Raw genomic sequence first — 25,353 nt, 5'->3', positions numbered from 1 at the left:
CACCACTCGTTTGACAGTCCCTTCTCGGCCCGGGGCAGCCCACGTGGCGCCCGACTGCATGATCGGATCGGCTGGCATGAGGGCCGGGCAACGCAGAGCTGACTACGATCGGCTGGTGAGCTGCTGCGGTGGCCCAGACGACCTCGCGGCTCGGCCAGGTGCCCGGAAGCGGGGGCCAGCGGAGAGGGAGGGCGGCGCATGGAGTCGGTCGGTGTTCTGAAGGCTGCTTACGGGGCTTTTGCGGGCGTGGTGACCTCGCTCAGCGACGAGGAGTCCTGGCTGCCGAGTGGGTGCACGGGGTGGGCCGTGCGGGATCTCGTCTTCCACTGCCTGGCCGACGCACAACGGGGGTTGGTGGCTCTGCACACGCCGGCTGCCGGGCCTGCGGACCGCGATGCCGCCACCTACTGGGCGAGCTGGGGGCCGGGCACGGTGGGTGCTGCGAACGGGCGACGCTATACCCGGGTGGGCGCCAGCATGTTCCTGGAGTTCGAGTAGTTGCGAGGGCTGTACCTGGAGACTGCGGCGGCCACTGTCACAGCGGCTGAGCGCAGCGATCCCCAGCAGTTCGTCAGCACGCAGGGGCATGTGCTCATCGCTGGCGACCTGATGGCGACCCTTGCTGTTGAGGCCACAGTTCATCATCTTGACCTCGTGGCACACCTTCCGGCAGCTGTACGGCCGCCGGAGGGTGCCGGGCTGGCGTGTGTACGGGCCACCCTTGACGGACTGCTCGGCCATCCGGTGCCCGTGGATTGGAGCGACGAGCACTACGCGCGGGCCGCCACCGGCCGGCTGCCGCTGACCCCGGCCGAGAGACACGGACTCGGCACCGACGCGGATCGTTTCCCGCTTTTTGGATAGCCCACGGCGGCGCGGGAGGGTGACAACAAGGCTGCAAAGCCGAGGCCAATGACAGTTGACTTGCCTCGAAGGTGACAGATGGCGTGCTTCGCGAAGTAAGGACGACCAGGTCGTGCTTGCCGTTTGGTGACGACTATCGAGCTTCGGCACACAGCCACTCCGGCTCGCCGGAATTCTTGATCGGGTGAGAGCTACGCCAACCGGTCTCTTCTCTGCACGTTAGGGAGTGTCATGCGTACGACTTTGCGGGTGGCCGTCGCGCAGAGCACGGTGCCCGAGGATCCGACGGAACCGGGAAATCTTCTCGCGAGTGGATCCGAGATCCGGCATCTGATGCGTGAGGCGAGTGCTGCTGGCGCCCGGCTGGTGCAGTTCCCGGAAGGATCCATCACTTACCCCAGCAAGCATGTGATGGCCGCGGGCCCTGGCGGCACCCTCACGGCTGCGGACCGTGCGTGGTAATCCTCGCGCTGCTCCCGCGTCCATTCCTGGTCGTCGGTGTCCCGTGCGGGTGTCAGGGGTGTGTTGACGAACTGCTGCCATCCGTCCCATGTGGTCAGCGGACTGAACGTCGTGCTCGTGGTGGCGGGCTGGGCCGCTGTCACCATGCCTGGGCCTCCTGGTGCGGGTCGTAGATGCGCATGCCGCCCGCCCGGGCGGCGGCCGGTGTCTGCTCGCCGGCCTGGTCCCGGACTGTTTCGGCCGTCGGCCCGGATGCTTTCGCCTCGTCCGCGTGGCCTGCCGCGGCGTCCTGGCCGTGGACGAGGGCGGCGAGAAGGCCGGTTCCCCCGTCCTGGTCGTCCTCGGTGTCGTCCAGGCTGTCGTCGGCGTCCCAGCCGTCGGGATCCTGCCGCGGGAGGGTGAAGGAACCGGGCAGCCCGTACGAAGCGGCTGGTGCGAGGGGCGCAGGCCACTGTTGCGGAACGGTGGCGGTGGTGGTGGGGGAGGGGTCGGTCATCTGTGCGACCGCCTGGGCTCGGGCGGCCACCGTCCGCTCGCGCCTGCTGCCCAGTCCGTGGCTGGCACGGCGCAGCAGCGCATCGAGTGCTTGGGCGATCGCCGCCTCGTGCTCTTCACGGTCCTGCCGGCGCTGCACGGTGCGTCGGACGTGGTCGAAGGTGAACGCGGTGAACGGCCGCCGGACGGCTGCCGCGTGGATCCACGGCACCTCCAGCCATCCCTTGGGCAGGCGCACCCACACCCGGCTGGGGTCATGGGGGTTGTGGTGGACCTCCCAGCGCCCGTTCTTGTCCAGGCGCGGTGAGCGGCGTCGCCGGTAGGGGTTCAGACCGGGGTGGTCGTAGGTGCGATAGCCGAAGCGGATGCCGTAGTCGTTGACGGCCTGCCACCGCACGGGCAGCAGCTCGAGATAGTCGTCGGCGGACAGCGGCACCGGCACGTGCCCGGTGAACGCCACCAGAGCTGCCCACATCTCGTTCGGGCAGACGGCGACCTGCGGCATCATCGGGTGCCGCAGCGCCTCATGCCGGCGCTCCTGCCAGCCGCAGATGACCCACTCGTCCAGCAGTTCCTGCAACTGCGCCAGGCTCCAGCACGCATCCCGCTGTGCGGCCGTACCCCGCTGGGAGACGTCCGAGCCGGCGTGGCCCGGCAGGTACTGACTGAACCCGTCGGCGATCGCTCGGAAGGTCCGCTCTACATTCCCCTTGGCCGGGCCGTTGGCGGGCGGCACCGGCTGCACCGACACTCCCAGGCTCTCGCACGCGGAGACGAATGACGCCGACACATACACCCGGCCCTGATCCACCACCACCGTCTCCGGCATGATCACCGGCCGGGCAGCCGCCTGCTCCATGCGCGCATCGAGCGCGAGCAGTCGCTCGTACGGAATGGCCGACCGCCGCATCGACAGCGCTTCGTCCCAGCCCGGCCGCATCACGGTCGGCACCAGCATCTGCGCCAGCAGCATCGCCGCGTCCACCGACCGCGTGCCCACCGGCCGCAGCACAGCGGCGCAGATGCTGTGGGTGGCCACATCCAGCGCGATGCTCAGCTCCGCCCGGCCGCTCACACCGTCGTCCAGTACCGCCAGTACGTCCAGCGGCGTACTGTCCAGCATCACCAGCTCACCCGGCCGCAGCGCCACCGTCGGCGTGAACGGCGGCGCCGGCAGCGACGCATGCCACCGCCGCTGCGCCGCCGTGCCCAACAGCCCCTGCCCGTCGGCCACCGCATGCACCAGCCGGTTGAACGTCGACACCGGCGGCAGGGCCATCACTCCCGCCCCGTGCTCCTGTTCCAGCAGCCACCCCACCTGCCGCCGCAACCGCGCCAGCGTGCCCGTCGACCGCTCCCCCTGCTCCTCCACCGGCACCGGCAAGTGCCTGGACCTGCACGAGTACACCGAGGGCTACGACAGCTGGCTGTACACGTGCAACAGCAGCGGCCCCCAGCAGGACCGCGGTCGGGCCTTCGACGGTGCCGCCCCGGACGGAAAAGCTACCCCTGGTACGACGACACCGCCGCGGAGCAGCTGCGGCAGGAGGCGGCGTTGACCGCGCGCATCCGCTGGATGGCGTGCAGGGCCCGCATCTGGGTGAACATGTCGCTGGCCAGGGCTACTTCGACGTCGATGCTCAGTCCCGGGCGGATGCCGACGGACAGCGCCTCGTCGACGGCGGGGACCGCGGTCTCCAGGCCGATCTGGGCGTCGGAGGTCGGCGCGAGGGCCACGGTGGTGCCGGAGGCGCCCATTGCCCGCCACGCCTCGGGGGTCAGCCCGGTGGAGTGGATGAGGGTGACGTCGGGGCCGAGGATGCCGTCCCGGCCTGCGCAACCTGTCCCTGCACGACACCGCGCAGAACAGGGTCTGGCTGGAGATCGTCCAGATAGCCCTCGACCTGCCGGCCTGGATGCCGATGTCTTGCCCTGAATGGCAAGACCCGGCTCTGGGAACCCCGCTGCCTGCGACTCCGCCTGTTCAGCCCGGCCGGCCAACTCGTCACCACCGGCCGCCGCCAGATCCTCCGCCTCGCCCGCCACTGGCCCCGGACACATGTCGCCACCGACGCCCTCGAACGGCTCGACCAACTACCCAACCCAGTCTGACCAGTAGCTTTCCCGTCTCTGCGAGCAGCACCATCGTCTCCGGGAGCAATGGAACCTGGCGCTCACCCGACACGACAGCCGGGCTACCCGCCAGCCCGCCAGCAGCCACGAAAGGCGTGACGGTCTACCGACTCCGTCGGTAGACCGTCACGAAAGATCGAGGCTAGTCTTTCATTCAGTCATAGAGAATGAAGGAGGCCCAGTTGGGATTTACGGTTGACTGGACCTGCATAGGATGGCGCGTCCGCGCTCGTTTATCAGAGACGCATCCGCGATCGGCCTCATGGCAGGGTCGAAGTATTCCAGGATGCTCCTGGACTGGGTGAACGGAATTCCAAGCTCGTCTTGGAGTATCTTCAGGAAGGCGACCGGGGTGAGAGTCCGAGAATACCGTCCTGAAATATGCTCAAGAACCTCCAGGAAGGTTGCCCCCTCGGCGATCACCTTGTGCAGCGAGCCTTCTTCATCCAATGGATTCACCTATCCTGCAGGTCGCGAGAACGACACTTCGACGTTTGAATAATGGCCGAGCTCGCCCACAAGTTTACCCTCGTCGACCGTTGCGACAGTCAAACCATACTTTCCGAGCATGTGCCCAGTGAAAGTCTTGGCTGCAGCCTCCGAGAGCGGCATTCCAGCCCTGAGGTTGGCGTTGAATTGATCAAGATTGGTTGGCAGTGCGGGAACCCACTTTGCTGCGAATTCTTTGACGTTTTCAGGACCGAAGTGTTCCATGACGTCGGTGAACATCCGCCCGCCTGAAACAACGCTTTCATTCCGTTCCACCGCCACCGTCAGAACGCCACGATCCAGCGCCGCAAGAATCACGCCGTCGCCATCATATTCCTTCACGAAGGAAGTGCAGCTTGAATTGTGGACCAGGATGGCCTTGGTGCCTGCCAACACATAGTACGTGTGGAGGTCGCCGACAGTTAGATTATAGGCGGAACGCAGTCGGTGGTACCGGTGGACGTGGACTATGGTGACGGTTTTACCGTCGCTGGTGCGCAGTGTCTGGCCGGGTGTGAGGTCACTGGCGTTTATCCACCGGTGGGCACTGGGTGACCAGAAGGGGTGGTGTTGTGTGGCGGTGATCTGTGCATTTCCGATGCCGGAGTCGATCGTAATGTCGGCGAAGTCGGTGTCGTCCGGCGTGTAGATGGTGCGAGTGACGGTGTGGGGCTCGGTGAGATCGCTTTCGGCGTCGGTTGCGAGCACTGTGTCGCCGACTTTGACGTCGGCGATTTCTTTGGTGGTGCCATCGGCCATCAGCACCCGCGTGGCACTGGGGAAGCTATTGTTCCCGCACGCCTTGCCGAGTTTGGCGATGGCACCGGTGATGACCTCGCCGGACAGGCCAGCGGTGCGTAGGGCTTTGTAGGCGTCGGCAAATCCGATACCGGTGCGCAGGGCGGCATCCGCTGCCTTGACGGCGTCGGCGATAGGCCGGATGATCTTGTTTGCGTAGAGGGAAGCGACGTCAAGGGCCGCCCAGCCGCATCCTCCCCAGTTTCCCCCTCCACCGGAGGAGATGTGGAGTATCGTGCCGATCTTCTTGCCGCAGTCGATCCAGCTGCCGAAGAGGATGTCGATCGGGTCGATGTTCGCGTTGAATTCCGCGATCGTGATGGTGTAAGCGACCTCTTTGGTCATCTCCTCGGACGGCTGCTGGCCGAGATACACCGCATCAGCAGTGGCGCAGATGTTGTACGCCGGGTTGAGTTCTTTTGCGGTGCACAGGTACAGGTCGAGGATCGCCTTGTAGGTGATCTTCGCTGTGATGGTGCAGTCGCCCCTGTAGACGATCTTGCTCTTCCAGTCGTCGCAGGCCGACGTCTTGGACAGGGTTTCCGGGTCGCCGATGTTCTCGTAGTGGTCGACGACATAGAACACGTTGCCGATGTGGCCGGCCGAGTCGAGGATGGTTCCCGACTGGATCTGCTTCCCGTTCTCTTTGCTCTCGGTGTGCTCGGCGGCTTCTTGGGCTTCCTTGGCGTACTTGTCGGCGTCCTTGGCTGCTTGTTCGGCCTCGGTGGCGGCGGTGTCGGCGCGGGTGGCGGCGGCTCGGGCGTCCTTGGCGTCCTGTTCGGCCTGGGTGGCGGCGGAGCGGGCGGCGGAGGCGTCGAGTTCGGCGGCGTCGGCGCTGTCGCGGGCGTCCTTGGCGTAGCCCTCGGCGTTGCCGGCTGCCTTGTCGGCGGCGGCGGCGTCGGTGGTGGCCTGCTGGTCGTAGTCGATGGTGCGGGCCAGGGACGCTGAGGCTGCCGCCGCGGCCTTGGCGGCGTCGGCGGCGTCGGCGAGGGCGTCCTTGGAGTAGGTGCGGGCGTCGGCGGCGTACTGGGCGGCGTCGGCCGCGTGCTGGTAGGCCTCCTTGGCGTCGCCCTTGGCCTGGTCGGCGATGTTCTTGGCGGCCTGGGCCTCGGCGGCGGCGTTCTTGGCGTGGGCTTCGGCGACGGCCTGCTGCTGTTCGGCGATCGTCTTGGAGTTCTGTCCGGTCAGGACGACGAGGCCGGCGGCGGAGTCGGTGTCGGCGTAGGCGGAGCCGAGCTGGATCGCATCGTTGGCGGGATTGGCGACCTGCTGGGCCGCTTGGCCCGCGTCCACGGCCGCCTGGGCGGTGACGTGCGCGAACCCGGCCGCCTTCGCCGCGGCCGCGAGTGCCTTGCCCGCTTCTGTGTTCGCCGCGGTCGCCTGGGTCCTGGCGTCCTTGGCGTGCTGCTGGGCCTCGTCGGCGAGCTTGACCGCGGCCTTGGCCTCGGCGGAGGCGTCCTGGGAGGCCTTGATGGCGTCGGCGACCGCGCTGGTGGCGGTCTTCACCGCCGCGTCCGCCTTCAGCTTGGCCGCCTGCGCGGCATCCGCGTCGGAGCGAGCCCGTTTGGCGGCGGCCTCGGCACGGGTGGCCGCGGCGTCCGCGTCGGCCGCGGCCCGGGTGGCGGCGTCGGCCTCGGAGCGGGCCCTGCCGGCCGCGGTCTCGGCGTTGTCGGCCGCCTTGTCGGCGTCGTTCGCGGCGGTGCGGGCAGCGGTCGCCGCGTCACCGGAGTCGAGGGAGTCGGCGTAGGCGGTCTTGGCGTCGGCCTTGGCACGGGCCGCGTCAGCCTTCTGCTCGGCGTCCCACGCGTCGTCCCGCATCGCCTTGGCGTTGTCCTTGGCCGCGACGGCGTCGTCGCGCCGCGCCTCGGCGGTCTTCTCGGCGGCTTCCGCCTTGTCCTTGGCGTCCTTCGCCTTCGTCGCCTCGGACTCGGCGTTCTTGCGGTGCTCGGCGGCCTCGGCGCGGCTGGCGGCGGCGTTCTCCTTCTCCGCCTTGGCCGTCTTCTCCTCGGCCTCGGCGGCGAGCCGCTTGGCGTGCGCGTCGGCGGCGGCCGCCTTCGCATCGCCCTCGGCCTTCAGCGCGTCGGCCAGCCTGGCCTCCGCGGTTTCCTTGTCCTTCTTGGCGTTGTCGCGGTGCACCTTCGCGGCATCGGCCGCGGCCTTGGCCTGCAGCTCGGCCTTCTCCGCGGCCTTCTTACGGAACTCCGCCTTCACCTGGGCGGCCTGCGCGAGCGCGCGCTCCGCGATGGTCTCGCTGTCGCCGCCGGAGGCGCGGGTGGCGGCCTCGGCGGTCTCGCCGGCCTTCACCATCGCCTCGAGAGCGGCCGCCGCACCCTGGGTGACCTGGGCCTTCTGCTGTCCGACGAGCAGACCGCGTCCCCGCGGCGCGCCGTTGGTGTCGGCGATGGTGTAGGAGGCCTGCTCGGCGGTGTCCGAGGCGGTGGCGGCCTTCTTCACAGCGGCGAGCTGGGTCTTGAGGACGTCGAGCTGCTTCTTCGCCGCCGTCTGGGCGGCTGTGATGCCGGCCTTGGCCTTGTCGAACTGGGCCTTGGGCGGCACGGTGCCGGTGTGTCCGGAGGGCGTGACGTCGAACTGCTGCGGCCCCGTGCCGTTGCACGTGTACAGCCACGAGTTGTAGCCGTTGGTGTACTCGTGCAGGTCGAGGCATTTGTCGGTGCCGACGTTGCGCAGGCTGCCGGCGGCGCGGAGGTTGAACTCCCACGTCTGCGCCGGGGAGCCGACACACGTCCAGATCTGGATCTTCGTGCCGTTGGCCGGGTTGTTGTTCGAAACGTCCAGACACTTCTGGGAGTTGACGTTCTGCAGGTGCAGTCCCCGGTCGTCGCCGTAGACCTTCCACTCCTGCGCCGCCGAACCGTTGCACGTGTACAGCTGGACGGGGGTGCCGTTGTCCTTCTTCGCACCCTCGACGTCGAGGCACTTGCCCTGCGCGGCGTGCACCTCGATCACCGCCGGCGCGTCGCCGACCCAGCCGGCCCCGCCCGCGGACCAGTAGTCCTGCCAGCGTGCGAGGTGGTCTGCGACCCACGAGTACCCCAGCAGGTCACCCAGTGCCTTGGCGCCGGCCGCCAGGGACTTGGTGGCGTCCTTGTTGGCGTTCAGTATCTGGTTGCGCTGCGTGGCCTGGGAGGCGATCTCCTGCTGCCACTCCGTGGCGGCCGTGCCGGAGACGTCACCCAGCACGTTGTCGGGATCGATCGGGTCACGCCAGGCGCACGCGGCGAACCGGGACTTCAAATCCTCGACCGCGATGCGGTACTCCGCCGTGCCCGGCTGCGGGGCGCTGCGGGAAAATCCCCCCGCCGCCAAGAACATACGGGCGTTGTCCGCGCCCGCGTTCTCCCCCGGAACCCCGTGCAGCCATCTGAACGCGTCCCGCTCGGCGAGGGCCCGGTTCCACTCGCCGCCCGGCAGCCCGACCGGGTCGGGGTCCTTGCCGTACAGAGGGCTGCCCAGGTTGTCGACGGCCTTGAGGGTCGCCGCGTCCGCCTTGGGCGTGGAGTCGGCATAGAAGTCGCCGTCGCTCTTCCAGAACCGGTCGGCGGTCCACTTCGTCAGACCGGTCTGACCATAGAAGTCCTCCTCGCCGTCCCCCGGGGACCCCGGAGGCCAGTGGAAGTCGGTCTCGGTGAAACCGGCCGGGGTCGTCAGACCGACGACAGGCTTCTGCCATCCGTCCCGGAGAACATGGAGGGCGTCCAGCTCCTTGCCCGCCGCGTCCCGGTCCGTCTGGTACGCGGTGGCGAGCGGGGTCTTCTCCCAGTTCTTGCGGTCGGCGAGCGTATGAAGCTTGTCCGCGGGCTGGTTCAGGCCGTCCTGCGCGGTCGTGGCCATGGACGGCCCGCCCAGCCGCAGCACATCGGCCATGAGGCACTGGTCCTGCCGCAACTGCTCGGCAGCCGTGTCCACATTCCAGTCGTAGGAGTCACCCACCGGATCGGCGTCCGCTCCACGGCCGAGCAGGTCGGGCTGGACGGCCAGCCCTCCGAGGACGGCCAGCGCGGCCACGGACGTGACGACGGGAGTGAAAAATCTGGATCTTCGTGATCCGGGCATAGGGAACCACGGTCTGGGGCGCAACAGAGCATCTCTTTCTTCGTTCAAGGGGGGCGGGCGCGGTCGAGCCCGGTCGAAGGCAAAGGGAGAACGGCGGTTCTGAGCCGGAGTCAGGGGCACACGGCGTGGGCAGGACCAACGTGCGCAGGCAGCCGGTACGACGGCATGGCGAAGCAACCCCTCCCCGTGGGCGACGGTGTTCCCCCGGCCGCCGAATGACAGACGCGTGTGTCGGACTGGTCAAGATCCACCGCACGCGGCGCTCACCATAGACAGAGAACACATGAACACAACAGGGAGAATTCCGGGCCCCCTTGCGCACGCACACACGACTCCGGGGAGACGGGACCCGTTCCGGAATGCGGCGTTCACACGCGCATTCCATGCGGGACCTGTGTGATTCATGTGAAGCGGAATGGCGGCTGAAGCCTCCGGCAACATTCCGCACCCGTCACCAGGTGATGTACGTCACGACACGGAAGCGGAGAGCGATACCGCCACACTCCCGGTAAACGCGAGCCGCACCGAGAAGACGGCAACAGCTATCCGAGGGGGGCCTTGTCGGCACGGAGGTCCCACCGGCGCTGGCACCGCAGTACCCCGCGCTGCCAATGACGCTGGCGGCGGAGGTCGCGGACCTGGCCCAGGTGGGGCCGGATCCACAGCGCCTCTGTGTGTCAAGCGGCTTGAGCGAGGCGGGTCCGTTGGTCTCGTTTCATGATCCGGTAGACCACGTTGGACAGGCGGCGTTTCAGGGCCCTGCGGGCTTCCGCAGGCGTCTTTCCTTCCGCGATCTTGCGCAGGTAGTAGTCCTGCCCGCGTCCGCCATCGCGGATTTGGCAGATGGCGATGACATGCAGCACCGAGTTCAGTGCCCGGTTGCCGCCGGTGTTGAGCCGGTGGCGGACGTTGTTGCCGCTGAGGGCCTACTGCGACAAGAAGATCGCGCAGGGCAAGCACCACACCCACGCCCTGTTCTGCCTCGCCAGACGCCGAGCCGACGTCCTTTTCGCGATGCTCCGCGACGGAACCTTCTACGAACCGCAGCAGTCGGCCTCAGTCATCCGACCTGCGGGTCCACGAGGCGAACAACTCGATCGGCCTCGACATCGAAGCCGAGCACTGGATGGCCGGAGTCGCCCTCCGGGTCCATCAGCACCGGCTTGTCCAGCCGCCGGCCGATCTCTCGGAGGAAGCCGCAGAACACATCAAGTCGCTCCTGGCCTTGCAACTCGCGCAGGTCGACGTCGAAGTCGACTTCATCGTCGGCATGGAAACGGAAGATCGCCAACACATCTGCAGTCGGCCAGACCCGCAGGTCCGGGCACTCGGCATCCGCCGGACGGGACAGTACGGCCTCCGCCCGGGGCACTGGAAACACTGTCTCTCCCTGGGAGTACTGGCACTTCCAGCCTTTCTCCGCGACAAGATCGAGGACCGCCTGCCAGTCCTCCAGCGAGGCATTCGGGACACGCACGTCCGGCAGCGACCCCATCAAGTCCGGGTCGAAGAAGCAGTGCACGTCATCCCACAGCAGATCAGCCACCCCGCCATGCTGCCCGGCTCCCAAAGCCAACGCACCCCCGTTTCCCTTGACCAAGGACATAGGGGCACCCCCCGCACGCGCGGGGGTGGTCTCCAGTTCAGGTGTGACGGGCGGTGGGCGGTCTTCTGTGGTGAGAGGGGCTGGTGTGTGTAGCTGTGCCGGCCGAGTTCTCCAGGTGTCCAATGAAACAACAATTCGTTGTTGTATTGCTGTCGTGGGGCAGGGTGCCGGTATGCCACGTGATGCGAGTCAGCAGGCCCGCGACCGTCTGTCCGTACTGGCCCCCGCCCCTGGTGACGACACCACTCCCGCGCGTTGTGTCGAGCAGGATGCGTCGCTGGTGGGGCGGCTGCTGGCAGCCGCTGGCGAGCAGAACGATCACGGGCGGGATCGGGGCGTGGGGCCGGACGATGTGGGTGCTGCTCTGGGCCTGTTCGAGGATCTGCGTGAGGAGTTGGACCGGCTGGAGACGCAGGTGGTCATGGAGGCGCGGCGGCGGGGGATGGACTGGCGGCAGATTGCCGCGCATCAGGGCCTGAACTCCTCTCAGGCGGCTTCGCAGCGTTATCAGCGGTTGATGACGCGGCTGGAAGAGATCCGTCAGGGTGTCCGGTGAGTGAGAACGATGCGCAGATGACGGACCAGCCACCGCAGTTGTTCACCGCGATCGATTCCCTGCTTGCCGCCGTCGACGAGGGCACGGTGCTGCCCGCGCCGGCCGAGCGGGTACGGCTGCGTGAGGCGGCCGGTCTCACGCAGGCTGCTGTCGCGCAGGCGTTGGGCCTGCGGGTGCCGAGCATTATCGCGTGGGAGGCCGGGCGTGCCGAGCCGAGGGGCGAGCGGCTGGAGGCCTACCGCCGCCTCATCGAGGGCCTTGCCCACCGCTACCCCGCCCCCGCAACACCCGCCGCCCCCGCACCGCCTCCGGGCCGCGACGACGCCGGCCGTCGGCTTCTCGATCCCCTGCAGCCACACCACCGGGGACGGCCGCGCACCACACACCACCCCCGGTTCCCGAAACCCCCTCCGCCCCGGCCCCTGCCCCGGCATCGACCGTGGTGCCGCAGCCGGAGGTAGCGGAGACGCCCGCCGGCCCGGTCGCGCCGAAGGCGGATCCCGTCGCGCCGGTCGAGGCGCCCGCCGCGCCCGCCGCGCCCACCGCGCCTGCCGCGCCGGTCGCGCCGGCGCGTCCCGCTCGCCCGGCGGTGTCGCGGCGCCCGGTCGTGCGGAAGGCGGCAGCGGCTCCGGCTGATTCGCGGTTCCCGCATGGTCCGCTTGTCGTGCTGGACGGGGACGGTTCCGCCTACGGGGTGGACGGGATCGTGTTGGACTGCCCGGCCACCACCATCGTGGAGTTGGTGGAGTGGACGCTGCGTGAGTCCGGTCTGGGCGCGGCGAAGCTGAACCGGTACGGCAAGGACTCCGACCCGCTGATCGTCCTGACCGCCGCGGCCGTGGTGCGGCTCGGGCTGCCGGAGCGCTTGGAGGGCCACGAGCAGCGCCGCTCCCTGCGTCTGCCGGAGGACCATCCGGTGGTCAAGCAGGTGGTGAAGGCGAAGTGGCAGCTCACGCAGCGGGGTTTCGGCCCGTGGGCCAGGGTCTACCGCAAGGCGCAGGGCCGTGAGCGGCAGTGCGTGCAACTGGCGATCCTGTCCTGGGACGCGCTCGATGAGCGGTCCTGGCCCGGCGTCTGCGAGATGGCGCCGACCGACATCGCCCGCGTCCTGGGCACGTATGCGACGCGGGTCATCACCCCGCGTGGATCCACGGCAGTCTCCGGCCTGGAACTGATGACGGCACTGCGCCCGCCGACGAAGGCCGTGCAGGGTGCGGAGAGCGGGAACTGGATCCCGGGCCACAACGTGGGCTCGCTGGGGACGGAGCCGGTGGACCCGGCACCGCCGGAGGCCACCGCGGAGCATCCCGTGGTGGTGAACTCCGGCTGGAGTGGCGGTTTCCTCGACGAGGAGGCATATCAGTGGGTGCGGCCGGTGGACCTGCTGTCCGATGAGGAGTGCCTGCTGCCGTTCGCGGTCGGCCTGGACCTCAACACCGCCTTCCTCGCCGCGTCGGCCCGGCTCACGGTCGGCCTGTCCGCCCCGGACCACTTCCACGCCCCGACGTTCAACCCGAAGATCCCCGGCTCCTGGCTGGTGGATCTCTCTCACATCGAGCTGGACCCCCGTCTGCCCTCGCCGTTCACCCCGGACGGCACCCGCCCCACTGGACCGGCTTGGTACCAGACCCACACGGTCGCCTATGCCCAGGAACTCGGCTTCAGCGTCCAGCCGTTGGAGGCGTACCTGCGTCGGGAGACGGGTGCGTATCTGGACCCGTGGCACGACCGCCTCAAGACCGCCTACGTCGATACCCTCGCGGACCTCGGCGTCACCAAGGACCTCACCGACGAGCAGTTCCTCGCCGCGATGGAGCAGCACAAGCAGACTGACCCCGCCCTCGCGGCCGTCCTGGCCGCCATCAAAGCGACGGTGGAGGGCGGTGTCGGCAAACTCGGCGAGCGCCCGCAGGGCAAGGCCTACAAACAGGGCGAGGCGTGGCCGGCCATGCAGCGCCCGACCTGGCGCCCCGACATCCGGGCCGCGGTCATCTCCAAGGCGCGGGTGAACATGCACCGCAAGCTCAACAACATGGTCAGGCTGACCGGGCTGTTTCCGCTGGCTGTGCTATCCGACTGCGTCGTCTACCCCAGTCCCGGTGACAGCCCGCTGGATTTCCTCCCGTACGACGAGTCCGGGAAGCCGCAGCCGGGCGGTTTCCGTCTCGGGCCGACGCCGGGGCTGGCGAAGCTGGAGGGCGTGCAGTCGATGCTGTGGGCGGTCGATTTGATGGAGCAGGGCTTCAACCCGGCCCGTCACATCAAGGGCGGCGACGCCGTCCTGGACGAAGGGGAGTAGCACGGTGGGGGAGATCGAGGACGCGATCGAGCGCGCCGACCGGGAAGCCTTCACCAAGGAACCCCCGAAGACCCTCAAGGGCCGGATCGGCTACCTGATCAAACAGCTCGGCAGCGCCAAGGCCGTCGCGCAGGAGATCGGCGTCACCGCCGACTCCGTCAACCGCTACCGCCGCGGCGCCCGCAAACACGCCCGCCCCGACGTCGCCGCGAAGATCGATGACGCGGTGCGGGCCCGCTGGCAGCCCCTGGTCCGCAAGCGCCGGCACCGCCAGGCCGCCGCCACCGGTGGCATCACGGTCGAGACCCGCGCCCGGTTCGGCTACACCGCGGCCGTCGGCAGTACCGATGACGGACGGTTCCGGCGCCTGACCGTGCATCTCCCGCTGGAGTACGCGCAGCGCCTGTTCGACGCCCGCGGGACGGGGGCCGGCGACCAAGCGATGCGCCAGATCATCGCCGAAGGGTTTAAAGAAGTGTATTTTCAGGACGGCGGCAGTCGCGCCATGGGTCTCTCCGATGTCGAAATCAACGACATCGATTATCTGGATCTCGACTACTGATGAGGCGCTCATACGCGATGTCTGAATTGACCAGTTGAGCTGAAGTGCGATGGTTGTCACATAGGCAGGCTGGTTGTCACCGACGGTGTTGTGGGCGGTTGAGCCTGAACACGATAGGTCGACAACTGTGGTCATCCGTGTCCGGCCTCCTAGTTCCGGTTCTCCTGGGTCGGCCTCTGCGGACTCAGAGAAGCTGCGCTGTCAGTGGGCTCTGCCAGGGTGTGGGTCGTGGATGAACTAGTGGAGCGTGTCGACGATCAAGATCGTGTGCTGGGGATGGTGGGCAGCCGCCGGCAGGCCACCCGGGAGGGCTGGCTGCACCGAGTCGCCGTGACGGTGTGTCGTGATGAGCGTGGACGGATCCTCGTCCACCGACGGTCGGAGCAGGTATCGCGCTTCCCCGGGCTCTATGAGGTCGAGGTCGGTGGCGCCGCAAATGTCGGCGAGTCCTATGAACAGGCCGCTGCGAGGGAGCTGGCCGAAGAGCTGGGCATTCGTGCGCTGCCGCGCTTGCTGTTCACGTTCCTCAACCGCAGCGGCTTGAGCCCTCACTGGCTCGGCGTGCACGAAGCCGTGGTGCCGGACGCCGTGGTCCCCGATCCCGATGAGGTCGCCTGGCATGGCTGGCTGACCGAGCCGGAGCTGCGGTCGGCCCTGCTGGAGTGGCGCTTCACCCCCGACAGCAACGAAGTCTTCAGCCGGTATCTGGCGTTCAGGACCGCGCGGTCCTGACCTAGCAGCTCGGATTCTGCCACGGTTCCCAGGTCGACGGGCCCCCCGCTCCGCGCCCTCCGGCGGCGAGTGAGAAGCCACAGGTCACCGGCAGAGACGTTCTGTAGCGGCTCCACTGGCACCGCACAGGATTCCGAGGCCGCGGTGGCCTTTGCGCACCCGCTCAGGCTGCAGCTTCGCCGGGAGTCTCATCCTCCCCGAAGTCGCCCCGACGATGCTTTGAGCGATAGGTGCTATCAGCGGGAAGGTCTTCCCCCGTTACTTCTTTGTACGCCGCCCTGCGCTCCTCGCTAGCTTGCTGACCGGCGGCGAGCTTCACCAGAGTCGCGACTACTTCGTGCCCGACAGGGGACCTGCGTTTCGGACGGTCCGCGTCTTCAAGACCAGGGGACGGCTCGGAACCCTCGGTGTCCTGCCCCTCGGCGAGACTGGCGACCACGCCGGCGACGACCAAGCCCACGGTGCCGACGGCGAGGATCTTCGCCTTGTGCTTCTTGAACAGGTTCTTCGCGCTCTTGGCGAAGGAGGTGGGCTCGCCGTCCTCGGGGGTCGGCTCGCTGGGCGTGGACTCATTCACCCGCAAACATCTACCGGACGCATCCAGCACCTGTCAGGCAATCACCCGACATCGCCCGATCAAGTTCCTTACGTTGTTGGTGGGTTGATTCCGGTCACTCGTACGATCGGGAGACCCAGGGGCGCTGGGTATGGCTGTCAAGTTCATGCCGCAGGAGTGGCTTCTACTGATTGGCCGCCCGGTGTCCTGCGACGACTCGGCCACTGATTGGGATGCGCGCGGCAAGATCGCTTGGTAAGGACACGCTGGCGAGGTCGTCTGCTGGGACTCGAACAGAAACGACTCCGGAGGTGACCGTGCCTGAACTGTGGGCCGGTATGGATGCGGGCAAGGCCGAGCATCACTGCGTGGTGATCGACGCGGAGGGCCAGCGCAGACTGTCACGGCGGGTGGCCAACGACGAGACCGCGTTGATGGAAGTGATCACAGATGTCCTCGCATTGAGCGAGGGGGAGCCGGTGACCTGGGCGATCGACCTCAATGCCGGCGGGGCCGCGCTGATGATCGCCTTGCTGACCGGCAACGGGCAGCAGGTCGGGCCTTCCCCCGTGAAGGTGGGCACGCGGTTATTGATCACACGGCGAGCGTGAGTTTAGCGGTGTGGTGTCGGTGTTCGTATTCGTTGGGGCTGAGGTGGCCGTTGGCGGAGTGCCGGCGGCGGGTGTTGTAGCGGGTCAGCCAGGCGAAGACCGTCCGGCGGCAGGTGCCGGCGTCACCGTAGTCGTGGGCGCCCTGGAGGGTCCCGCGTTTCAGGGAGGCGTGGAAGCTTTCGCAGGCCGCGTTGTCGGCGCTGGTGCCGACCGCGCCCATCGAGCGGGTGACCCCGAGCTGGTAGCAGAGGTCGGCGAAGGCCCGGGATCCGTATTGGGCCCCGTGGTCGGAGTGGAACACGGCGCCGTCCAGACGGCCGCGGGTCGCGGCTGCCATCCGCAGCGCGTCGGCGACCAGGCCGGTGCGCATGTGGTCGGCCATGGACCAGCCGACGACCTTGCGGCTGAAGCAGTCCAGCACGGTCGCGAGATAGAGGAACTCCCTGCCGGCGAGCGGGAGATACGTGATGTCGCCCATGTACTTCCGTCCCGGATCGGCGGCGGTGAAGTCCCGCTGGAAGAGGTCCGCAACCGGTGAGGCTGCCGGGTCCGGGACGGTGGTGCGCACGCGTCTGCGCAGGCGGATGCCGGTGATCGAGAACGTCCGCATGATCCGGGCGACCCGCTTTTCGTTGACCCGCCGTCCTTATCTCGCGGAGCTCGGCGGTCACTCGCGGGGAGCCGTAGGCGCCGCCGGACTCGCCGTGGATCTCGCGGATCTCCTCGGCCAGGATCCGGTCCTTGTGCTGCCGGGCGGCCCGGGCCTCGGCGCCGGCGAGCCACTTGTAGTAGCTGGACCGGTTCACGTCCAGGACGTGGCAGAGCCGCTTCACCTCGTAGGTGTCCCGGTGGTCGTCGACGAACTGGAAGCGGCTGATCACCAGTTCGTCTCTCCGGCGAAATACTTGGCCGCCTTGCGGAGGATGTCCCGCTCGGTGGCGAGCTTGCGCTCACTTGCCTCGAGCTCGGCCACCCGGGCCTCCAACTGCCGGATCCGCTCGTCCGGAGCGTCGGACGGCACCGCCGCCCCCGGTTGGACGGCCGGCTTTGCAGCCGTGGCGGTGACACCGCGGCGTTCGCGGTCCCGCAGCACCCACTCGCGCAGGGTGGCCCGGTTGATGCCCAGGTCGGCGGCGATGCTCTTGTAGGTCGCCCTGGGGGTGGACTCGTACAGGGCCACGGCATCGGCCTTGAACTCGTCCGAATAGTCCTTCATCGCCATCGGCGGTCTTCTCGCTTCCTCCGGATCAAGCAGATCCAGTATCAGCGTGTCCACCACTCAGGGGGAGGCCCCGTCCTCTACATTCCCGGCCGCACCGTCCACCACGCTTCCGGCTCCTACCGGGGCGACGGGAAGAGCGATGCGAAGGACGCTTTCATCATCGCGGACCAGGCCCGCATGCGGCGCGATCTCCAGCCGCTGCACCACGGCGACGCCATCGCCGTGGACTTGCGCATCCTCACCTCTCGCCGCCTGGACCTGGCCGCGGACCGCACGAGGGCGATCAACCGGATGCGGGCCCAGCTGCTGGGATACTTCCCGGCCTTGGAGCGGGCCTTCGACTACAGCACTTCGAAGGCGTCTTTGGTCCTGCTGACCGGCTACCAGACGCCGGCCGCTCTGCGTCGGGCTGGCAGGAACCGCCTGGCCGTCTGGTTGAAGAACCGCAAGGTCCGCAACTACAGGCTCGTCGCGGCCACCGCTGTCGAGGTCGCCGAGGCCCAGCACACTGCCGTTCCCGGAGAGAAGCTGGCCGCAGCCGTCGTGGCCAGGCTGGCGAGGGAGGTGATGGCCCTGGACGAGGAGATCGCCGAGACCGACGCCCTGGTCGAGGGCCGGTTCCGCGACCACCCGCACGCCGAGGTCATCCTGAGCATGCCCGGCATCGGCTCCGTCCTGGGCGCCGAGTTCATCGCCCACACCGGCGGCGACATGCGCGTATTCGGCACCGCCGACCGTCTCGCCGGTGTCGCCGGCCTGGCGCCCGTCCCGAAGGACTCGGGACGGATCAGCGGCAATATGCGCCGACCTCGTCGCTACTGCCGTCGCCTGATGCGGGTCTTCTACATGTCCGCCCAGGTCGCGGCCCGATGCTGCCCAGTCTCAAAGGCGTTCTACGAACGCAAGAGGGCCGAGAAGAAGACCCATAAGCAGGCCGTCATCGCTCTCGCACGCCGCCGCCTGAACGTCCTGTGGGCACTCCTACGCGACGGTCGTCTCTTCGAGGGCAGCCCGCCGTTGCGCGCTGCCAACCTTGGCTGAAGTAGCTACCATCAGTCACGCGCCAGGCGTTGACAACCACATTGGGAATCAGTAGCCAGACTTGGACAGTGCGTGCGGAGTCATGGAGCAGTGCAACCATGCCAGCATGGAATCGGGGTGTGGACGACCAGGGGCCTCATGCCCGTCAGCCCGGCGCCCGCGCAACACGGTTGCGTCCCCAGCGCAGGCGCTCCCGCACCGCGGGATCGGCATGTCCTTGGAAGTGTTCCAGAAAAGCCGCCGCGGTGGGCCCGCCGATCATGCAGGCTGTCAAGACCACGGCCCGCGTCTCCTCTACGGTGAGGCCGTCCGGGCCCGGTAGCAGGTCCAGCACCGCCGCTCCCGCATTTGCCAGTACATCGGCGGCCGCATCGTCACGGGGCGGGACGAGTGCCGCAGTCCGGCGCAGCACTTCCTTGCTGACCTCTGGGTCTACCAACGCTGCGTACTCAAGAGACGCCGTCGCCAGCAGGTGGATCCGCGTGCGGTGTTCCGGCTCGCGGTCGCCCCTTTCGACAAGCGCCAGCAGCAGTTCATTGTGGACGGCGCCGCCCGGCGGGAAACGGAAGGGAGGCCGTCATAGCCTGCGACGCTTCCCCCTGCACTGTCTCATCGCGGGTCACCGCCTCCGCCGCTTCCCCCCGTTATTCGCGGACTCGGCCGCCCGAACGCGCTGCTCCATCGACTTCGCCGCCCGGACGCACAGCAGGCCCACCACGGCGAGGAGAGCTCCTACCACTTCCATAACGGAGGCCGATGACACCGGGGCGTTGAGCAGGACGTAACCGGAGACCAGCAGCACGCCCCCGCCCAGGGCGCCACCGAGTCGTGCCACGGTGCCGCGCGGTGACCAGGGCCGATTAGCGCGGAGGAAGGCACCCATGAGGCACCACATCGCACCGGCGAGGGCGCCGAGCGTGAAGCCGAGATTCTGGGTGGAGTCCATGGACGGGGTGTCCTCCGTCGGCACGCTGAGACCGGCGGCCTCGACCTCGACCACCGATCCGCGCCACCACACCAGGTCGACCGTCTCCCCTGGAAAGGCGTCCTCCAGAAGCGTGCTGTCCTTGCCGAGTTCCACCCGTGCGGTGCCGGCACCTGGCGCGAAGGTCATGGCGTGGGCCGGGACCCGGCCGCCGACGTCATAGGTCTGCGCGACGGTCGCGACGGTCACTCGTGCGCAGTCCGGCGAGTTGGGCGCCAACGTCGGGCACACATGGGCGCGCGCGAAGTCCTTCTCCAAGGAAAGTGCACGGATCGACTCAACACTGGAGAACACCGCGATGCCCAGCAACAGGATGCCGGCCGCGGCCGCGATCCCCCGCTTCGTTCGGGACGTCACGTTCAAGTTCTAACCCCCAGCTTCTGAAAGATGGTAGCCAGCCGTCGACGAACCGGAAGCACCACCGTCTCCCTGGGCATTCCGTCCCGACGGAGGAGTCGTATTGGCGCGGACGCCGGAAGGCGGACGCTGTTCCGTACCGGTTCCGCGGTGGCACTCACGCCTTTCTGGCCTTACTCCTGCCCGGACTTGGGGATGCCGCGGGCCACATCACCAGCCTCGCGATCACAGCGAGCAACCACCGCTTACCGGGAATGACTCACTGACTGCGACGCTATCCGTCAGCGACCGAGCTCAGGTAGACGTCTGAACCGCCCGGGTTCCGACGCGTCCGGGATGCAGGACAGTGCAGCTAGCACACCAAGCGAAGGACTTTGGCCCATGTCCGAGAAGGAAGTGATGAGCTTTCCGCGCGCTTGCCTTCTGGGGCGTGAGCGCTCTGATGTTCCCGGTGGGCCCTGCGTTTCGGCACGCTGATCGTTGGTTGCCTGCTCGGCGACGCCAGGGGCGTGAACCTCCGCGGCGTGTGACCGATCCGGGGCGCCTGCGTGCCTTGCGCCCATGTGCGACGCTCCCGGGCGTCGCGTCCATATCAATTGCTCAGACAGGAAGTCGCCATGACATCTTTCTCCCTCGACGCCCCCGATTCGTTCGTGGAGGTGGACGGCATCCGCTTCGCCTACCGCAGGTTCGGCGCGGCCACCGGAACTCCGCTCGTCTTCCTGAACCGGTTCCGCGGCACGATGGACGACTGGGACCCGCTGCTCGTCGATGCCCTCGCCGAAGAGCGGCCGGTGATCCTGTTCGACAACGCGGGCATCGGGCGGTCCGGTGGCAGGACTCAGGGCACCGTCACCGAGATGGCACAGGCTGCCGCAGCCTTCATCACGGCCGTTGCTCGGGGGCCGGTGGACGTGATCGGGTTCTCGCTGGGCGGCTATGTCGCTCAGCGTCTGGCCCTGGGCTTCCCCGAGGTGGTGCGCCGCGTGGTTCTCGCGGGAACGGGGCCGGGCGCGGGAGAGGGCATTCTGCCTTCGAAGCCCCAGGTCGGGCCGCTGCGATCAGCGCCGCAGATGGATCTGGCGGCGCTGCGCGTCCTGTTCTTCACCGAGTCCGGCGCGGGAATACGCGCCGGCGACGGTCTGTGGGAGCGGACGCACCGCCGCGCGAACCGCGAGCCAGAGGTCAGCCCGGATTCGTACGGGCAGCAGATCGAGGCGATCAAGCACTTCTCCACGGGCGGCGATACTGCCTACCCGGAGCTGGGCCGGCTGCACCACCCTGTCCTGGTCGCTAATGGCCACGACGACGTGATGGTCCCCACGATCAACTCGTTCAGCATGGCGCAGCGTCTGCCCGACGCCGAACTGGTCATCTACCCGGACTCCGGGCACGGCTTTCTCTTCCAGTACGCGGAGATGTTCGCCGTACGTGTCAACGAGTTCCTCGACCGGGCCGATCAGGGAGCGCCGGCGTGAAGGGCCCCTTCGGCATGACGGGGCAGACCGCGCTGGTCACCGGAGTCCCGTGCTCCTGCGGCGAACACTGCCGTACCTCGTGTCGGAACGCAGGACCTGCACCGCCGCAGCAGTTGGGTCACTGGCGCGGCATCCCGCGGCCTCCGCGCAACGTTCGGAGCTGCTGGAACAGTTGACGTCGATGGCCCGGGCCGCCGATTCCTCGTACGACCTGGCGACGATTGTGCTTGCCATCGGCCACCTCGGCGGCGACACGCGCCCCTGGCTAACTGACCCGCATGCAGGCGTTCGGTCCTGCGCGGCCCTGGCGCCCGACCTTGCCGGCGACGACACAGCAGAGCACGTGCTCGTGGAACTGGAGCGGTCGCCGCAAGCGTTCAGCAAGTCCTTCGGCGACCTGGCTCCACCCCTGCAGCCCCAGTTCAAGTCGTACCAGGATCTGCTCGCAGGGCTACGCGCGAGTTGATGCCCGGTGTCCGCGACGGGGGTTACGGCCGCGGCAGGGCGAACAGCCCGGCTCGGTCTCGGCCAGGATTCCCCGCTCGGCGAGCCGCTTGAGATTCAGGCGGACGTTGTTGATGTTGCCGGGCGTGATCTCCACGTCCATCGCCTCGCATACTGCCCGCGCCCGCAACGGGGCATCGGTCGTGGCGAATACGGCCATGATCTGCTGGTAGGCAGGATGGTCCGGCAGTTTCGCGGCCGGGGGCTCGGATGATGGTGGATCGGGCAGCTCCAGCAGCGTCTTGCGGGTGATCCGGATCCGGATCTCCGCGGCGGCGGTGTCGAACGCCGGCTGCTACATCTGCCCGTTCTCCCGCAGTCGCCGCGAGATGGTGGCGGCCGCTGCCTTCACGCTCTCCGACAGCCGGATCCGGTTTTCCTGGAAGCGGCGGGACGGGGCACTGATGCTCAGCGAGGCGATTGTCTGGTCGTGCCGGCCGATGAGCCGGGCGGCGACGCAGCCCACGTCGAGGATGGCGCCGCCGTCGTCGTAGCTGAGCTCGTCGTTTCGGATTCTGACGAGCTGGTCGCGGATGACCTGTGGCCGGATGGCCGCGTTGTTGCTGCGGGTGCGCTGCGGGCTCGTGCCGATGTAGTCCTCGATCTCAGTCGTGGGGAGATGGGCCATCAGTAGCCGGCCCGATGCGAAGGTGTGCGGCTCGTATCGCATCCCGATGCGCGGGCCGACGACGGAGAGCGGGTCGTCGCCGACGACCTTGTCGATGAAGATGAGGGCCTGCCGGTCGTAGACCGCCATGCACACCGACTCCGAGTGCCGCCGCGAGATCTCCTGCATCACGGGGTGGGCGGTCTCGATCAGTCCACCGGAGGTCACCCGGTGGATCTGACCGAGTTCGAACGCACGCCATCCGAGTTCGTAGCGGCCGCGCCGGGACTGGTGGAGCAGCCCGGCCTCGGTCAGCCCGGCGAGCAGCGAATGAGCGGTCGAACGCGGCATCTGCAAGGCCGTCGCGACCTCGCTGACCCCCCACACCGGGCTTCCCGGCGTGTAGAGGTCGAGGACACGGCCCGCCTTGGCGATCGTGCTCATACGCAGCTCCCTTCGATGTACAGAGAGTTCGCAGCCCGTCCTACTGCACGGGTGCCTCGGTGATCGGCACCATGGTGAAAGGGTATGCCGCACCGCTCAGCTGCGGATAGAGATCCTGCACCGGCCCGGCGAGGGCCGCCTTCACCTCCACGCTCCACTGGTCGGCGAGCACCTCCAGGCTGCCGTCCTGGATGCCGTCGAGTCCGGCGCGGACGATGTCCGCGGGGTCGTTCTTCACCACGTTCAGCGCCTCTGTCATCGGTGTCGCCGTGTAGCCCATGTGGAGGGCGACGAGGTCGACCCCGTGCGGGGCGAGCTCGAGCCGGAAGGCGTTGGTCACCGACCACAGAGCCGCCTTCGCCGCGCTGTAGGCGGCCGGGAGCGACAGCCAGCTGAGCAGCGAGATGACGTTGAGGATCGCCCCGCCGCCGTTCGCAACGATGACGGGTGCGAGCCGCCGCGTGACGGTGACGGTGCCGAAGAAGTTCACGTCGAAGACGTGCCGCAGCTTGGCGTCCTCGACGGTCATGATCGGATCACGCAGCGCCAAGCCCGCGTTGTTGATCAGGATCGTCGCGTCCCTCGCCGCCGCCACGACGACGTCGATCGTCTCCTCACGGGTGACGTCGAGAACCAGCGGCGTGACGCGGGCGTCGTCCCACGTGCCGAGCGTGACGTCCGTGGCGTACACCTTCGCCGCGCCGCGTTCCAGCGCCTGCGCGACCCACTGACGCCCGAGGCCGCCGTTGGCCCCGGTCACGACCACTGCCTGACCTGCGATGTCTGTCATGTGCGTCGTTCTCCCTTCCATTCACAGGATCGATTCAGGGGACCGTTCAGAGGATGGAGCGGCCGGCGTCGACAAGCAGGGTCTGGCCGGAGATGTAGGAGCCGGCGTCGGAGGCGAACAGCAGCACGGCCCCGACGATGTCCTCCGGTTCGGCAATCCGCCCGAGCGCGGTGTTGGCGCCGGCGGCCCGCTCGCGCTCCGGGTCCGACCACAGGGCCTGGGAGAACCGGGTCCGCACCGTGCCCGGGGCGACGGCGTTGGCCCGCACCCCGCGGTCGCCCCACTCGGCGGCGATGTTGCGCACGAGCGAGTTGAGCGCCGCCTTGGCCGCGCCGTACACCGCGAGCCTGGTGCTGGCTCGCAGCGACGCGATGCTCGACGTGACGACCACGCTGCCGCCGCCCTGCGCGGCCATCAGCGGGAGGAACCCCTCGATCAGGATGAGGTTGTGGAAGACCGAGGTCCGGAAGGTCCGCTCGACGTCCTCGTCGGGGGTGTCGATGAGCGGGCCGACGTGTGTGTGGCCGCCGGCGTGCGCGATCAGTGCGTCGATCCGGCCGAACCGGGCGTGCGCTCGCTCGGCGAGGGTGCGCACGCTGTCGGGATCGTTGAGGTCGCAGACGATCCCTTCGACCTCGATCCCGTCCGTAGCAAGCGCGTTGATGGCTTCCTTGATGTCGGCCTCGTCGTTGCTCGACAGGACGACGCGTGCCCCGAGGCCGTGCAGCCCCTTGGCAACAGCGAGTCCGATACCCGCTGTGGAGCCGGTGACGAGCGCGGTCCTCCCGCGCATGTCGAAGGGGTGGGTCATGCCGTCGCCCGGCTTCCGGTGCGCGCAAGGAAGTCGTTGACCAGCTGCGAGAAGGCCTCGGGGTACTGGAAGAGGAAACCGTGGCCGGAGTCCGGGTACACGTGCAGTTCGGCATTGGGCAGCTTCTGCGACATGATGAATGAGTTGACGGTCGGGATCATCACGTCGTGCTCACCGTTGGCGACGAGCACGGGGTGCCAGATCTTCTCCAGCTCCGGGAATGCCTGGTCGCCGCCCTCGACGCCGCCGGACCAGTTCCGGATCGCGGCGACCTGCTGCAGGACGGCGTCCATCGGTACCTCGGGCTCGCGGTCGGCGCGCAGGTGGATGCGGCGCCACATGTCGTCACCGGCGCGGATGCCTGCTTGGGAGTCGGTGAAGAACAGCACTCGGAACGCGTCGAGCGCGAGCTCGGGGGCAGTGCGCAGCGGGGCGACCACCGGCTCGGACGGCTGGATACCCTCGCCGTGGCCCGGACCGGTTCCGGCCAGCACGACGCGGCGCACCAGGTCCGGGCGGGCCAGCACGAAGCGCTGCGCGATGTAGCCGCCCAGGGAGAAGCCGAGCAGGTCGACCGGACCGTCGGCGGTCGCTTCGACGAACGCGATGGCGGAGGCGGTCATCTCGGTGACGGTCCCGGGGTTGTGGCCGCTGGTGCGGCCGACGCCGAGGTTGTCGAAGAGGATGACGGGGCGTTCGGCGGCGATCGGGTCGATCAGGGCGTGGTCCCAGTCGTCCATCGTGCCGCGCAGCCGGCTCAGGAACACCAGCGGCGTCCCTTCCGAGGCGCCGAAGGTCCGGTAGGCGTAGGTCTCGTCCCCGACGGTGACGAACTGGTCGGGGGCAGTGAGCGTCTGTGACATGGGTGTCTCCTTGT

The 25,353-nt window shown here is 68.2% G+C and carries 19 protein-coding genes and 7 pseudogenes; 12 read left to right on the top strand and 14 right to left on the bottom strand.

Going from position 1 to position 25,353, the window contains the following annotated elements:
• Nucleotides 1-198: 198 nt before the first annotated feature.
• Entirely contained in the window at nucleotides 199-498 is a 300-nt protein-coding gene (locus OHB41_RS01425; RefSeq protein ID WP_266696112.1) for a maleylpyruvate isomerase N-terminal domain-containing protein, read from the top strand.
• Nucleotides 499-654: 156 nt separating this feature from the next.
• A complete protein-coding gene (locus OHB41_RS01420; protein ID WP_266696111.1) occupies nucleotides 655-864 on the top strand; it encodes a hypothetical protein in 210 nt (69 codons plus the stop codon).
• Between the two features lie 392 nt (nucleotides 865-1,256).
• Here the strand turns inward: OHB41_RS01420 and OHB41_RS01415 are convergent, their stop codons facing one another.
• From OHB41_RS01415 to OHB41_RS01405, 3 genes and pseudogenes are all read right to left on the bottom strand, one after another.
• Nucleotides 1,257-1,472 (bottom strand): hypothetical protein, encoded by a 216-nt coding sequence (locus OHB41_RS01415; RefSeq protein ID WP_266696110.1) that lies wholly within the window; start codon nucleotides 1,470-1,472, stop codon nucleotides 1,257-1,259.
• Complete coding sequence (locus tag OHB41_RS01410; RefSeq protein ID WP_266696109.1) at nucleotides 1,466-3,199, bottom strand: TnsB C-terminal domain-containing protein; 1,734 nt, start codon at nucleotides 3,197-3,199, stop codon at nucleotides 1,466-1,468. The genes OHB41_RS01415 and OHB41_RS01410 overlap by 7 nt, the downstream gene beginning before the upstream one ends.
• A gap of 170 nt (nucleotides 3,200-3,369) precedes the next feature.
• Nucleotides 3,370-3,648: pseudogene (locus OHB41_RS01405) on the bottom strand (amidohydrolase family protein); the annotation flags it as partial.
• A gap of 2 nt (nucleotides 3,649-3,650) precedes the next feature.
• Here OHB41_RS01405 and OHB41_RS01400 point away from each other — a divergent pair.
• Nucleotides 3,651-3,933 (top strand): annotated as a pseudogene (locus tag OHB41_RS01400) (transposase); the annotation flags it as partial.
• A gap of 480 nt (nucleotides 3,934-4,413) precedes the next feature.
• On the opposite strand, the gene OHB41_RS01395 reads toward OHB41_RS01400, so the two are convergent.
• On the bottom strand, nucleotides 4,414-9,315 hold the full coding sequence (locus OHB41_RS01395) for an RICIN domain-containing protein (protein WP_323138341.1): 4,902 nt from the start codon (nucleotides 9,313-9,315) through the stop codon (nucleotides 4,414-4,416).
• Between the two features lie 677 nt (nucleotides 9,316-9,992).
• Nucleotides 9,993-10,178 carry a hypothetical protein gene (locus OHB41_RS01390; protein ID WP_266696107.1) on the bottom strand — a complete coding sequence of 62 codons (186 nt, stop codon included), beginning with the start codon at nucleotides 10,176-10,178 and terminating at the stop codon, nucleotides 9,993-9,995.
• 58 nt (nucleotides 10,179-10,236) lie between these two features.
• On the opposite strand from OHB41_RS01390, the pseudogene OHB41_RS01385 reads away from it, so the two are divergent.
• Nucleotides 10,237-10,368 (top strand): annotated as a pseudogene (locus OHB41_RS01385) (IS110 family transposase); the annotation flags it as partial.
• Nucleotides 10,369-10,375: 7 nt separating this feature from the next.
• On the opposite strand, the gene OHB41_RS01380 reads toward OHB41_RS01385, so the two are convergent.
• The gene (locus OHB41_RS01380) at nucleotides 10,376-10,861 is read right to left on the bottom strand and encodes a hypothetical protein (RefSeq protein WP_266696106.1); all 486 of its coding nucleotides are present in this window, start codon (nucleotides 10,859-10,861) and stop codon (nucleotides 10,376-10,378) included.
• A 232-nt stretch (nucleotides 10,862-11,093) separates the two neighbouring features.
• On the opposite strand from OHB41_RS01380, the gene OHB41_RS01375 reads away from it, so the two are divergent.
• The 4 genes and pseudogenes from OHB41_RS01375 (at nucleotide 11,094) to OHB41_RS01355 (ending at nucleotide 15,070) form a co-directional block, all read left to right on the top strand.
• Nucleotides 11,094-11,477: a hypothetical protein gene (locus OHB41_RS01375; protein ID WP_266696105.1), complete on the top strand. Its 384-nt coding sequence runs from the start codon at nucleotides 11,094-11,096 to the stop codon at nucleotides 11,475-11,477.
• A 17-nt stretch (nucleotides 11,478-11,494) separates the two neighbouring features.
• Nucleotides 11,495-13,776, top strand: a pseudogene (gene tap, locus OHB41_RS01365) (telomere-associated protein Tap).
• A 4-nt stretch (nucleotides 13,777-13,780) separates the two neighbouring features.
• The gene (tpg, locus tag OHB41_RS01360; protein ID WP_266696102.1) at nucleotides 13,781-14,338 is read left to right on the top strand and encodes a telomere-protecting terminal protein Tpg; all 558 of its coding nucleotides are present in this window, start codon (nucleotides 13,781-13,783) and stop codon (nucleotides 14,336-14,338) included.
• Nucleotides 14,339-14,566: 228 nt separating this feature from the next.
• Nucleotides 14,567-15,070, top strand: a complete 504-nt coding sequence (locus OHB41_RS01355; protein ID WP_526024874.1) for an NUDIX hydrolase — start codon at nucleotides 14,567-14,569, stop codon at nucleotides 15,068-15,070.
• 163 nt (nucleotides 15,071-15,233) lie between these two features.
• On the opposite strand, the gene OHB41_RS01350 is transcribed toward OHB41_RS01355, so the two are convergent.
• Nucleotides 15,234-15,647 (bottom strand): hypothetical protein, encoded by a 414-nt coding sequence (locus OHB41_RS01350; protein ID WP_266696101.1) that lies wholly within the window; start codon nucleotides 15,645-15,647, stop codon nucleotides 15,234-15,236.
• 317 nt (nucleotides 15,648-15,964) lie between these two features.
• On the opposite strand from OHB41_RS01350, the pseudogene OHB41_RS01345 reads away from it, so the two are divergent.
• Nucleotides 15,965-16,183: pseudogene (locus OHB41_RS01345) on the top strand (IS110 family transposase); the annotation flags it as partial.
• A 37-nt stretch (nucleotides 16,184-16,220) separates the two neighbouring features.
• Here the strand turns inward: OHB41_RS01345 and OHB41_RS01340 are convergent.
• Nucleotides 16,221-17,459, bottom strand: a pseudogene (locus OHB41_RS01340) (IS3 family transposase).
• 57 nt (nucleotides 17,460-17,516) lie between these two features.
• Here OHB41_RS01340 and OHB41_RS01335 point away from each other — a divergent pair.
• Nucleotides 17,517-18,500, top strand: a pseudogene (locus OHB41_RS01335) (IS110 family RNA-guided transposase); the annotation flags it as partial.
• A 619-nt stretch (nucleotides 18,501-19,119) separates the two neighbouring features.
• On the opposite strand, the gene OHB41_RS01330 reads toward OHB41_RS01335, so the two are convergent.
• Nucleotides 19,120-19,842, bottom strand: a complete 723-nt coding sequence (locus OHB41_RS01330) for a hypothetical protein (protein ID WP_266637508.1) — start codon at nucleotides 19,840-19,842, stop codon at nucleotides 19,120-19,122.
• A 617-nt stretch (nucleotides 19,843-20,459) separates the two neighbouring features.
• Between OHB41_RS01330 and OHB41_RS01325 the strand changes: the two genes are divergently transcribed.
• Entirely contained in the window at nucleotides 20,460-21,320 is an 861-nt protein-coding gene (locus OHB41_RS01325; protein ID WP_266696100.1) for an alpha/beta fold hydrolase, read from the top strand.
• 79 nt (nucleotides 21,321-21,399) lie between these two features.
• On the top strand, nucleotides 21,400-21,786 hold the full coding sequence (locus OHB41_RS01320) for a hypothetical protein (protein WP_266696099.1): 387 nt from the start codon (nucleotides 21,400-21,402) through the stop codon (nucleotides 21,784-21,786).
• Here OHB41_RS01320 and OHB41_RS01315 read toward each other — a convergent pair.
• The 5 genes from OHB41_RS01315 to OHB41_RS01295 form a co-directional block, all read right to left on the bottom strand.
• A complete protein-coding gene (locus OHB41_RS01315; RefSeq protein ID WP_266696098.1) occupies nucleotides 21,772-21,984 on the bottom strand; it encodes a hypothetical protein in 213 nt (70 codons plus the stop codon). The two genes, OHB41_RS01320 and OHB41_RS01315, sit on opposite strands and share 15 nt — an antisense overlap.
• A 135-nt stretch (nucleotides 21,985-22,119) precedes the next feature.
• Nucleotides 22,120-22,875, bottom strand: coding sequence for an IclR family transcriptional regulator (locus tag OHB41_RS01310; protein ID WP_266696097.1), 756 nt, complete (start codon nucleotides 22,873-22,875; stop codon nucleotides 22,120-22,122).
• Between the two features lie 40 nt (nucleotides 22,876-22,915).
• Nucleotides 22,916-23,665, bottom strand: coding sequence for an SDR family oxidoreductase (locus OHB41_RS01305; RefSeq protein WP_266696096.1), 750 nt, complete (start codon nucleotides 23,663-23,665; stop codon nucleotides 22,916-22,918).
• A gap of 46 nt (nucleotides 23,666-23,711) precedes the next feature.
• On the bottom strand, nucleotides 23,712-24,476 hold the full coding sequence (locus OHB41_RS01300; protein ID WP_266696095.1) for an SDR family NAD(P)-dependent oxidoreductase: 765 nt from the start codon (nucleotides 24,474-24,476) through the stop codon (nucleotides 23,712-23,714).
• Entirely contained in the window at nucleotides 24,473-25,339 is an 867-nt protein-coding gene (locus tag OHB41_RS01295) for an alpha/beta fold hydrolase (RefSeq protein ID WP_266696094.1), read from the bottom strand. Before OHB41_RS01295 ends, OHB41_RS01300 begins: the two co-directional genes overlap by 4 nt.
• Between the last annotated feature and the right edge of the window lie 14 nt (nucleotides 25,340-25,353).

The organism is Streptomyces sp. NBC_01571, assembly GCF_026339875.1.
Classification (GTDB): domain Bacteria; phylum Actinomycetota; class Actinomycetes; order Streptomycetales; family Streptomycetaceae; genus Streptomyces.
Note: the sequence above shows the minus strand (reverse complement) of the source record. Positions and strands in the feature narration are given on the sequence as shown.